At 54.2% G+C, this 11,613-nt stretch carries 9 protein-coding genes; all 9 read left to right on the top strand.

From position 1 onward, the window contains the following. Positions 1 to 10: 10 nt before the first annotated feature. A protein-coding gene (locus J4G38_RS05020) for an IS5 family transposase (RefSeq protein ID WP_394371008.1) occupies positions 11 to 771 on the top strand; the annotation gives its coding sequence in 2 pieces (ribosomal slippage) (positions 11 to 331 and positions 334 to 771; 759 coding nt in all). A 103-nt stretch (positions 772 to 874) separates the two neighbouring features. Then, positions 875 to 2,992 (top strand): hypothetical protein, encoded by a 2,118-nt coding sequence (locus J4G38_RS05015; RefSeq protein ID WP_210514908.1) that lies wholly within the window; start codon positions 875 to 877, stop codon positions 2,990 to 2,992. 33 nt (positions 2,993 to 3,025) lie between these two features. Further along, on the top strand, positions 3,026 to 3,838 hold the full coding sequence (locus J4G38_RS05010; RefSeq protein WP_210514912.1) for a hypothetical protein: 813 nt from the start codon (positions 3,026 to 3,028) through the stop codon (positions 3,836 to 3,838). 9 nt (positions 3,839 to 3,847) lie between these two features. Next, positions 3,848 to 4,726 (top strand): hypothetical protein, encoded by an 879-nt coding sequence (locus J4G38_RS05005; RefSeq protein WP_210514915.1) that lies wholly within the window; start codon positions 3,848 to 3,850, stop codon positions 4,724 to 4,726. Between the two features lie 4 nt (positions 4,727 to 4,730). Beyond that, entirely contained in the window at positions 4,731 to 6,476 is a 1,746-nt protein-coding gene (locus tag J4G38_RS05000) for a LamG-like jellyroll fold domain-containing protein (protein ID WP_226163153.1), read from the top strand. Continuing rightward, positions 6,473 to 7,915: a phosphodiester glycosidase family protein gene (locus J4G38_RS04995; RefSeq protein ID WP_210514920.1), complete on the top strand. Its 1,443-nt coding sequence runs from the start codon at positions 6,473 to 6,475 to the stop codon at positions 7,913 to 7,915. Before J4G38_RS05000 ends, J4G38_RS04995 begins: the two co-directional genes overlap by 4 nt. A 25-nt stretch (positions 7,916 to 7,940) precedes the next feature. Next, positions 7,941 to 8,654 carry a phosphodiester glycosidase family protein gene (locus J4G38_RS04990; protein ID WP_210514923.1) on the top strand — a complete coding sequence of 238 codons (714 nt, stop codon included), beginning with the start codon at positions 7,941 to 7,943 and terminating at the stop codon, positions 8,652 to 8,654. A 43-nt stretch (positions 8,655 to 8,697) separates the two neighbouring features. Then, positions 8,698 to 10,305 (top strand): WG repeat-containing protein, encoded by a 1,608-nt coding sequence (locus tag J4G38_RS04985; RefSeq protein ID WP_210514926.1) that lies wholly within the window; start codon positions 8,698 to 8,700, stop codon positions 10,303 to 10,305. Between the two features lie 13 nt (positions 10,306 to 10,318). Next, the gene (locus tag J4G38_RS28905) at positions 10,319 to 11,431 is read left to right on the top strand and encodes a DUF3298 and DUF4163 domain-containing protein (protein WP_210514929.1); all 1,113 of its coding nucleotides are present in this window, start codon (positions 10,319 to 10,321) and stop codon (positions 11,429 to 11,431) included. Positions 11,432 to 11,613: the final 182 nt, after the last annotated feature.

The following is an 11,613-nucleotide window of genomic DNA, read 5'->3' as shown; positions in this document are numbered from 1 at the left end:
AGCTTTGAAGATGCAAAAAGACCGCACATTCCTGACCGACCCGCACTGGCAACGCCTTTCGCCACTCTTGCCGGGCCAAGCGAATGCCTGCGGCGTGACGGCCAAGGACACGCGCTTGTTCGTGGAGGCCGTACTTTGGCGGCTGCGCTGCGGGGTGCCCTGGCGGGACTTGCCCGAACGCTTCGGGGCGTGGTCCACGGTGTCGGTGCGCTTCGGCCGCTGGAAACGAAAGGGTGTGTGGGAGAAGGTGTTGGCCGCGCTCCAGGACGACACCGGGTTGCACGAGCTGATGGTCGATTCGACCATCGTCCGCGCCCACCAGCACGCGGCTGGGGCGCGAAAAAAAACGGCCCGCAGGCCCTAGGCCGCAGCCGGGGCGGCTTTTCGAGCAAGCTCCACCTGAGCGCCGACGCGCTCGGCCGGCCGCGCCGCTTCGCCTTGACGGGCGGGCAGGCCGGCGACTGCCCCCAGGCCCCGGCCCTGCTCGCCCCCGACCTGCGGCCCGGCCAGCAGGTGCTGGCCGACAAAGCCTACGACGCGGACTACGTCCGCGACCAGGTGCGGGCGGCGGGGGCGGAGGCCGTGATTCCGAGCAAAAAAAATCGGACGCAAGTGATTGAGCACAACGAAGAAGTCTACAAAAATCGTAACCAAATCGAACGCTGCTTCAACCGCCTCAAGCGGTTTCGGGGCCTCGCTTCACGCTACGAAAAGAACGCCAGCACCTTTCTGGCAATGGTCACCCTCGGAGCCATCCTGATGTGGCTTTAATTGTTTACACGTCCTAGTTCTCCTTGCGGGCGCAGCACATGGGCAGCCGAAAGGCACGCCGACCAAGGTGACGAAGCGTGTTTACTCCAGTAACGGACTAACAGTGGATGCTGAAATATCGATGTCGCCTAAGCCCACTGGTGGCCTGGTTAAGATTAAGTACATCTACAAAGGCCCTATTGCTGTGCAGGAGGCACATGTCAATTGGAAAATGAGCTTTCTTAATGAAAATGACCAGCTGGTCATCAAGCAGCTCACCGTTCCTGTTGGGGGCTCGGAGCTACAGGGAACGGTGGATTCCAAAGACGCAGCAGCGGTAAGCGTTGTTGATGCTCCCTTCCCCTGTCTGCAATTGGTTAATCCGTGCTTTGACATCAAGGTGAGCCCAATGGCTATGAAGTCCAGGGATGTGGTTTCAACTGATGTTATTCAAGCGGATTCTATTGGCGGACCCACGGCCCTCCAGCCCGGTCAGGGGGCAACGCTCCGCGTCCTAGGTGGCTCATTGCCGCAAGGCAGCAGCTGGGTGTGGTACGAGGGACAGTGCAACGGCACGCCCGTAGGAAAGGGTCGCTCCCTCGTGATTTCTCCTCGCGGAAGCACCACATACTTCGTAAAGGCAGAGCCTGGCAGCACTGCTTGCCTATCCACTACCGTGCGGATGGACAACCGCAGCGTGGCCCCACAGCGCGTTAGTGGCCCAACCACGCTTTGCAATGGAGAAGCCCTTTCGCTATCGATTGTAGGTGGTGCCCTTGGCGTCGACGCCGAATGGGTGTGGTACAGCGGAGCCTGCGGAAGCACCAAGGTAGGCACAGGCCGCACCCTAACGACCACCGCCCAGACAAAAGGAACCAATAGCACCAGCACCACTTATTTCGTGCGTGCCGAGGGCAAATACAACACCACCGAGTGCGCCAAGCAAACTGTTGAGGTAACGGGCAACTCCGAAGCGCCATCTGCGATAAGTGCGGCCGGACCTACGCAATTTTGCGAAGGCAGCCCTGTACCCGTCTTATTAAAGGTCGTTGGGGGTAAGCTAGCCCCCGGCGCCCGATGGGCCTGGTACGCGGGCAGCTGCAGCGGCCAGCCGCTTGGGCTGGGGGATACCTTCAGTGCTAGTCCCTCCGCTTCCACTGTGTATTTGGTACGCGCCGAAGGTACTTGCACGCCCTCCGCTTCTGCAAGCTTATCTATTCAGGTTATCAGCAAGTCTGTGGCGGCGCAGGGTATTTCCGGCCCTAATTCCGTTACGCGCAAGGCACCATTCGTTCTACAGGTGCAGGGTGGTCAGCTCGGAGACAATGCCCAATGGAATTGGTACGCCAATGATTGCAGTAAAGGAAAGCTGCTGGGAACCGGGTCATCTCTTACGCTAAAGCTGCGTAAGCCAACGGTCGTTTTCGTCAAAGCCGTTAGCTCCTGTGGGCAAACCGAATGCGTTTCTAAGTCGGTCGTGGCCGGGTCTGCGCGCAGCTGGGAACATGCCTTCCAGGCGCAGAAATTTCTGCACTTTGGAATTGGCTTTGGCATCGACTATAACCACGCTTCCATCATGACCGGTCGCCAGAACTTCAATCGCAGCAATGGGACCGTACGAAACGATACAGTGAGAAGCGAGGCCGATGCCTTCGGCGTGGTGGGAGAATTTACTTTTCACCCCATCATTAAAAATGGCTTCAGCCTTGGAATTCAGTCATCCGCAGCACTCGGCACGGGAATTTACAGCCTAATGAGTGCCAGCAGCTCGGAAGCAAGCAAACGGTTTTCTTATTACGAATTCCGAGTAGGTGGGGAGATGGCCCTGGGAGCCCGTCGATTTAAGCTCCTACTTACGCAGGAGCATCGACTGCGCGAGTACCGCTTCGAAAACCAGAGTACTGTTTGGGAAATCAATCAGCGCGACAAAAGCTACTTCTCCAAATTGGGTGTAGGAACTAGAATCGGGGCCTACGGGCGCGATAAGAAGGTGGCTAATACGGTTGACCTGCAGGGCTTTTTGGTGCGCTCCAATCATAATTTCGACGCGAAGAATATTTATGCAAACCTGGCAAATTGGAATGTCGGAGCAGGCATTAACTGGTGGTGCCATAACAAAATAGGTCTCCGCTTGGAAGGAACCTTGCAGGATGTGCAGAAAAGCTTCAACCCGCTCAATGCTAGCATGTATGGAGCGCAGTTCAACGCTAGCCTGGTGTTGAAAGAAGACTTTTTTCGCTAATACTCACCGGTTTTACTTCTAACTATCCCCATAGTGTCAAAGAAAATAATCACCTGGAAAAAAGCAACCTTTGGCTTGGCTGCCATTCTGTTGCTGCTTGTGGGATGGGCCGCATCAGTCCTGCTGCAGCCGAACGAGGAAAATGCAACGGTGGCGCTAGCTTTCAAGCCCCATGCCGCCTCGATAAGCTTGCCTTCGGCTTTGCGGAGGGCATCAGCTACTGCCGTAAACTTGCCGAGCCGCTTTCCTTACAAAAGCTACCTGGATTCAACTGACTTTTCCGATGCTCGCCGGTTGGCGCTCGATGCGCAGGCCCTCGACTCGCTATTTCCGGCCAGCGCCCACAACAACGAGCGGTTGCTCTACACGGCACTCACCGATTCGCTGTCGGCTCGCTGGATGCACAGCGCCCAGGCCGACACCATGGCTCATCTGCTGAGCATCATGACTTGGGCTTCGCAGCTGCCCGTTGCAGCCCGTTTTGAGCCGCGGAGGGCTACGTTCTTTCGTGCCCTCAACCTCTATTGGGTGAAGCAAGTGGCTACTTCGCTCGAGCAACAATACCGCCGCAACCCCAACATTAAGTATGCTTTTCAATTCAAGCACCTCAATCAATTATGCCGCGATGCTAAGTGCGGAGTTCCCGTTTCCTTCTCTGCTTCGGAGAAAGTAATAAACAACGTCGTGGAAGGGCAGTGGGGTTATTTACTGACCAAGTTCTTGCGCGACTCATCCCTGCCAACCAGGCTGGGGGCTGGTCTTTTTGTTGCCCTTTTCCTGCTTACCTGGCTGGCGTTTTTCTACACGGTCCGCCAACGCTTCACCCCCTCTTTGCTTACGCGCTAAGTCTACATCATGAAACTACTATCCTACTTTTCGCTAAGCGTCATTGCCCTAACTGCCTCCAGCATGACCCTCTTGCCAGGAGACGCCAAACGCTACGACTGTGCATATGTGGAGACCATCAATGTTTCTTACGAGCAGGAACGCTACCAGGTCATCTCCATGAAGCGGCAGCCGGGCAACCACGTTAAGGCCAAGTACTTTGCGGCTCCCGATGCACTGGGAGGCTCTGTTTATAACCGCTATATGCGCTGGTCCACTAACAAGAACGTCATTCTGGCTTCGAGTGGTACCTACATGGACAAATACCGCACTCCGGTCGGATTGACCATTGACAATGGAACGCTGGTTAATCAAAACTTGGCCGATTGGGATGGACTCGTGATTATTTATGCCACAGGCGGCATAGCAGTGACCAACCTGAAAAACGACGACCTAACTGTAGATGACGGCGGGGTTGCTACAAAATATCGGATTCGTAATTCCTCTTACGACTTGCAAAGCTTTATTGAGTGGGCTGCCAATAACCGCGCTACTGTATTTCAGACTCATCTGCTGGCATATAAAAACAAGCTGACCATTTTTTCAGGTTCCTCACCAAATACGGCAGAACGCCGTTTTCTGGCGGTTGGCAAGAACGAGGAAGGAGAGCTATACCACGTCATTGTACAGTGCCCCTCAAGTGGCTTAACCTTGATGGCAGGCGCTCAGAAGGCCCTACGCTTCCTGAACAACTTCCAAAATATGGACGTCACCTTCATGATAAACCTGGACACGGGCGCGCAGGATGTTTTCAAGCTGTATAACTGCAGCGGAACCGAAAACCCCATGATTAAGGGGAAGCTCTCGTTGCCAGAAGCGGCTAATCTACTTGCTTACTACTACGAGTAGGTCAATGCGTTCACCGTTTATCCTGCTCCTTGCATTGGCCTGGATGCTGGTTGCGCTTGAAAGCCGTGGCCAGCGACTCTTGGCTTATTATCCCTTGGATGGCCAGGCCACCATGGATTTGAGCGGAAACCGCAATAACGGAGTCTGGCACGGAGGATTGAGCCCCACAACCGACCGTTACGGACGTCCCTGCAGCGCTCTGCATTTCAACGGGCAGGACGGCTACGTGGAAATCCCAAGCTCCCCCTCGCTCAACACGCCATCGCAACAGTTCACGGCGACCGCCTGGTGCCGCCTTGACCCGCTTACCCCCGATGCCCCCCGGTGGGTAACCCTGCTGTGCAAGGGCGATGGTGCAAGCGAAACATTAGCCAATCCCCACTACCGGGTCCAGGTGCTGCAAGCCCCCGCTATTCAACAAAGCACCGTCTCTATCAACTCCGATTTTACCGAGTACGACCCCACGTTCAGTGTCCATCCGTTCCCGGTGGGCTCTTGGTTTTTCTACGCCCTTACCTATGATGGGGCTACGGTGCGCACTTTTCAAAACGGCGTGGAGGTGTTTGCTTTTGATTACCAAGGCTCCCTAAACGCTAATGATTTTCCGCTTTTCATCGGGCGGGATGCCCCTGGTGCAATGGAGTTTTTCAAAGGCAGTCTCGACGAGCTGCGGCTCTACGATGGGGCCCTGACCTCATCGCAGCTATTACAGCTGTTCAAGGCTCCTGCCCCCCAGCAAGGAGCTGCTGATTTCACCTTGGAGTGCCCGGCCCGCCGGGTTGTTGATGCAGCCTCGGGCCAATGCTCGGCGGTGGTCACGTTTGCGTTGCCCACTGCCTCAACACCCTGCGGCACCGTCACGGTAAAGCAAACACTAGGCCTGCCCAGTGGCTCGGCCTTTCCCGTGGGCAGCACCACCCTCGCCTTTCAGGCCGTAAGCGCCGATGGAGCCAAGAAGACCTGTTATACCAGCATCAAAGTAGTTGACCGCGAGCCTCCCCAAATATCCTGCCTCCCAGACACTGTGATAACGGCTAAGTCTGCCAGCCCAGCCGGGGCCGTGTGGCGCTATGCATTGCCTGTCGCTACCGACAACTGCCCCAATGTGCGAGTGGAATTAGCTCAGGGCGGCAAGTCCGGTACGTTGTTCCCGTTTGGTGTAAGTGAGCTGGTCTTTGCCGCCATCGACCAACAGGGCAACCGGACAGAGTGCCGCCGCCGGGTAATAGTGCAGGCGGCGCCAGTGCCCCCCGTGCTCGTAGCGCAAGTTTCTGCTGCAGTGCCCTTAGTGCCTGCTAAACCCCTGGTAGGGAGTTCACCGCCTGCTCCTGCAATAGTAGGAGGGCGCGTAATAAGGCAGGACAGTGTCAAGCCTGGCGCCACCCTTCAGTTTCGTACGTGCACCGTCACCATCTTAGCTTATGATGGCTACGATGAGGACGGCGACTCTATTTCCGTGTTTTTTCAAGGCCGGGAGATAGTGGCGAAACAGATGATTGTCAACAAAGGCCACGGGGTAATTATTCGTCCCCTTCAGCTCAATGCAGGAGAAAAGAACTCCCTGATTGTAAAGGCCTGGAACGTAGGGCGGCCTGGCACCCCCAATACCCTTAAGGTGGAGTTTTTTGACGGTTACTACACCGAAGACACTGCCAAACAGTTGCAGCGAAAAAAGCCGGCATACACGAAAGTGCTGTACTCGCTTCCTGGCCTATCTGACTCCATCAACCTTACCTGCAAGCAAAAATGAGCCTGTCTATTCTAAAAGGAGCCCTAGCTGTGCTGACAGCTTGTAGCCTGAGTGCTGGCACTGGATTATTGCCAGTAGGTGCTGGTAAGAAGCCGCCATCCCCTAAACAGGTAGCTACCACACTGCCGCGTCCCGGCGATGACAAATCGCTGGAAAACCTGCTCGACCAATACAGCAAAGCGTATGCAGACTGCAAGAGCGTGCGTCGCACGCTCGCAAATGCCGGCTTGCTGCCACCCCAATTTGCCGCTTCTCAGCGCGACCTGCTAGCACAGCGTGAGAGCATCTGCCAGCAGTCGGCTCCGGGCAATTCTGCTCACGACATTGAGGAGTCAAAGCGCGACGCCGAATTAGGCAACCAGCTTCTTCGACTGGCCACTCAGCGCCTACACTGGCAGGACAGCGTAAAAATTCAAGCCGATAAGCAGCTTGCTGCTAACACCAAGGCTCTTGACCGTGTCACCCTTACCCTCCGCCAGGCGCTGGCAGCTAAGCGCAAGGGCTTCAAATTCCAGCTGCACGGCATCACCTATCAGGCGTATGTGGTCGACCTCAATGATGATAAAATTGAGCTTCACCTCGACCAGGACAGTGTGAAACACGCCAAGTTCACCAGCTTGGAGCGGCTACGTGAGCATTACAAGCAGCTCGGCCAAAGCCCCGCGATGATAACCAATGCCGGCATGTTTCATGCCAACCAGGAGCCTGTCGGTCTGCTGATAAGCAATGGGGTTGTAATCAATCCGCTCAATGTCCAAAAGCCAGCTACCGACGAGAACTTTTACCTGAGTCCCAATGGTGTCTTTTTTATCGATAGCCACAACGTAGGCCGCATCGACTCCACGGGGGGCTACCAGCGCCAATGGGAAGCACGCCAGCGGCAACACGAAGTGCGGGAGGCCACACAGTCGGGCCCCATGCTGGTAATTAATAACCGCCTTAACTCACACTTCTCCGAGCTCTCTACTAATGCCAAGGTCCGCAGCGGCGTGGGCATCATAAACCAAGTCGGCAACACAGGTAGCAGGGTCATTTTTCTGGCCACAGATGGGGGAAGTACCTTCTACGATTTTTCCACCACTTTCCGAGACCTATTCGGCTGTTCCAATGCCTTGTTTCTGGATGGAGCTATTTCCAGGATGTACTTAGCAGGTGAGCAGACGAACTATACCGGGGGATTTTTTGGCCCCATGGTATCGGTCATTAGTCGCACCTCGGTGCCCAAAGGCAGCAGCGACAACCCGCCGGTGCTCAGCACGGCGGCAAAGCAGCCGTCAGCACTGCCGGAATCAGGCAAGGCACCAGCGGCAATACCAGGTGATACCGCTTCAAATAGCGCCCTTAAAAAGCCAGCTGCGGCGAAAACAGCTCCACCTTCCGCAGCTCCTGCTTCGCAGAAAGACCAACGGCGGCCCAACCCAAGGAAAGGCAATGAATAAGCACGCGAAGCTACTGTTTACGCTCGTGTTCGCCCTGCTGGGAGCACTCGCGAAAGGCCAGGTTATTTCCAGTCCTCATAGCAATTACGGGGGGCATGATTTCAGCTACTTCTCGGTAAAGATTACCCCAGAGGAAGCGGCCCGCTTCTCAATAGTCGAGAATACGGGCGGTCTGTCTCACCAAGCTTTTGTAGCTTCTCAGCAAACTGGCGTTCCCTTTCTGCTGATTAGTGCCAGTATTACTGATAAGGCCTGCCAGCCCCTGGGCTATTTCGTGATGAACGGGACCGAACAAGGCCCCGTGAACAACAAGTCGGGCGACGGAAACTTTTACCTGAAGCCAAACGGCGCTTTTCTAGTCACTAGCAGCGACGTAGCAGTGGTGGAAAGCGGCAGCATTGCCTCGCAGTCAGGCGTGGCCTATGGCGTTCAGTCAGGCCCAATGCTCATCGATAATAAAACGATAAACCCGGCCTTCAACGCAAACTCAGTAAATCGCTACATCCGGTGTGGGGTTGGAGTGAGCACCATGGGAGGGGAGCGGTATGTGAATTTCGTCATCTCCAATGAACCGGTGACCTTCTTTGAGCTGGCCTCCTTTTTTCAGGAAAAGCTTAAATGCGCTTCTGCCCTTTGCCTGGAAAGCGCTGGCTGCGATATGTATTTCCCCGACCGAGATGTGGATTACAATGCGGGAGGAACCGTGATTTGCCGTTACATCAAGTACACTATAGAATAGGACTCAAGTCCTGGATTTCCATTTTTCAATTCTAATTCACCAAATGTTACTGCTCACCAGATTCTCACGTTCCCTTTTCCTATCAGCATTTGTCATTTCCGCTGCCACTAGCTGCAGCTCAAGCAAAGACGGGAAAGCCGCCGACGGGCAGTTTGAATTACTCCCTTACAAGACCTCGGACAGATGGGGATACTTAGACCAAAAGGGTAAATCAGTTATCAATCCTCAGTTTTCTCAGGCTGGCCTGTTCCACGATGGATTAGCCCAGGTAGAAAATACCGCTCATAAAATCGGATACATCAACACGGAGGGAAAATTTATTATCGCTCCTGCTTACGAGGCAGGCCTGAGCTTTTCAGAAGGTTTAGCCTGCGTATTACCCGCTAGTGGGCAGATTGCCTTTGTAGATGCCAACGGCAAAGTAAAATTTGTTGTACAGGGGGCACGCGAAGCCCGAAGTTTTCACGAAGGCTTGGCGGCAGTACGGATGGGTGAGAAGTGGGGCTACATCGATGCAGATGGCCGCTTGGTCATCCCGCCTAGCTACAGCAAAGCGGCTTCATTCGTGAATGGCAAAGCCAGAGTAGAGCAGCAGGCCGGTCCTTTTGAAGGTAAAGTTGGCTTCATTGATAAAAATAACCAAGTAGTTGTCCCACTAGAGCATGCAGAGCTCGGAAACTTTGCCCAGAGCCGCGCTTTGGTAAAAGCGCAGGATAAGTATGGCTATCTCGATGAAAAAGGGGCTTATGCTATCCGTCCACAGTTTGACCGTGCTGGCCAATTTGCACAGGGCTTGGCGCCGGTACAGTTTGGGAAGAGTTGGGGCTTTGTTGACGAAAGTGGTAAAATTGTTATTAATCCCAGCTATGCTGGGGTCCTTCCCTTCTCTGCCAATGGGATGGCGTTAGCAATGGACAACAATACGCATCAAATTGGTTACCTGGACCGAGAAGGTAAATGGGTTATTAATGCCCAGTTTGAAGAAGCGACGCCATTTTACGGAAATGTAGCTTTCGCTAAAGTCGGTGATAAATGGGGTATGATTGACAAGGCCGGCAAATTCATCGAAAACCCTACTTATGACGGCGTATACCAGCCTGATTTATCGGAGGTGCTTTTGGGCAATGAAGACCCTGCCGTAGCGGTGCTCACCCGTGACCGGGAGGATTCTGACTATAGCGAAATAGCACCAACAAGCACTAATATGGCCCCTTCAGCAGCACCTGTTGACGCCCCAGCTGTAGAAGTAGGTGCTCAGAGCGGTTCATCGGCTGAAACCCCCTCCGCTCTACCCACCGAAGCACAGCTTAAAGCTGGCGCGCCTACCTATCTGCGAGGTACGTGGCGGGGTAAAATCGGAGCAAAACCGTTGACGCTACAAATCGACGAAGTCAACGGTGACCAGGTAACTGGCTGGAACCAAGTAGGCAATAACCGGCGAGCTGTGACGGGCACTTATTGGGCCTGGGTTGAGGGCGACGCGTGTGGGTTCGGGCTCAAGCTGCGTGAGCCGGGTGACGACAAGTGGGACGGTGCCTTTGAGTTGCAGGTAACATCCAAAGATGGTGGCGCACTCAACATTAATCACTGCTTCGGCTCCTGGAAAGCTAACAACGGCAAGCTAACGAACGATGTACAGCTCGACAAATAACCTTTCTTACATAGTGATTACTCTTCGATTCCTTTCCGTGGCGGTGCTCGGCACAGCATTCCTGGCAAGTGCCTGCCAATCCAAAAAAGATAAGGGCGTCAGTAGTGATATTCCGGCGGCCGTTGTTCAGCCAACTGCCCCGGATATTGCCACGCTGGCAACCTTTAGCAAGCGCTACACGGGTACCATCGGCAAATCGGCTATTGTACTGACGATAGACAAAGACAGCAGCGGTCGGTTAAGCGGTGTTTATTATTACCAACGGACACGCCTACCGCTAACGTTAAACGGTCGGCTCCGCGGCCATGAGGCCGAATTGGATGAGCAGGACCAAGCAGGAAAAATAACTGGTCGCTTTGCGGGCAAGCTTTCGGCCACTGGCTGGGCGGGTATCTGGACGAACACGAAAACAGGTGCTCCGCTACCGCTGGCATTGCACGAAGACTATACCGGCGCCGCCCGTTTGACTTTTGGTTCGAAAGAAGTAAAAGACTGTACCATCCGTTTTGAAAACCGACCCGCCGACATGGATAATTGTTCGGTTGTCTCGTTGCGACTGCCTTTGGTTGAGGAGCACGACAAAATCAACGAGGATATCCGCCAGCTTCTGATGGACGATGGTAGCGGAACTACTGAGAATCAAAATCTGGACTTGCAGACTTGGATGAAAAAAAGAGTGTATGAAGGGCCGGTCCAAGCCGATATTGATGTAAGTGTAGTAAATAACGGCTACCACTTACTTTCCTTGCAAATTGATGAAAGCGAGGATAGCGGCGGAGCTCACCCCAACCATAGCACTCGGTACATCAATTATGATTTGCGGCGCAACACCCAAATCCGATTGCGGGATTTGTTGGCTCCCGGCTATGAGCAGCGCTTGTTGTTGTTAGGACGCAAGCTTTTTTATGCACAAAATGCTGACAATGACATGCTGCATGACGCAGAGGAGTTCAAGATGAATGAGAACTTTCTTATTCAACCCACGGGTTTGCTTTTCCACTTCAATCCTTATGAGGCTGCAGCCTATGCTGGCGGCGACCCAACGGTATTCATCACATACAAGCAAATGGGTACTTTGCTTCAGCAGGGCAATCCTGCCGAAGCGTTTATCAAAGGTCAGTTGTAATTAGGGTAGCCTGGAAAGCATCCAAAAGTGTGAGGCAGTCGGGCATTAAGAGGGCCTAGAGCTGTTTCGAATTCAGTGGATGTAGGGGCGGGGGGAAGCCCCTCCGGGTACGACCACCCTGCCCCTACATCGTTCGGAGTATAAGCTGACCTCAAAACTGCTTTAGAGCCCATTATTGAATG

The organism is Hymenobacter terricola (genome assembly GCF_017921975.2).
Lineage (GTDB): Bacteria > Bacteroidota > Bacteroidia > Cytophagales > Hymenobacteraceae > Hymenobacter > Hymenobacter terricola.
The sequence above is the reverse complement of the archived record's forward strand: the minus strand, read 5'-3'. Positions and strand labels throughout refer to the sequence as shown.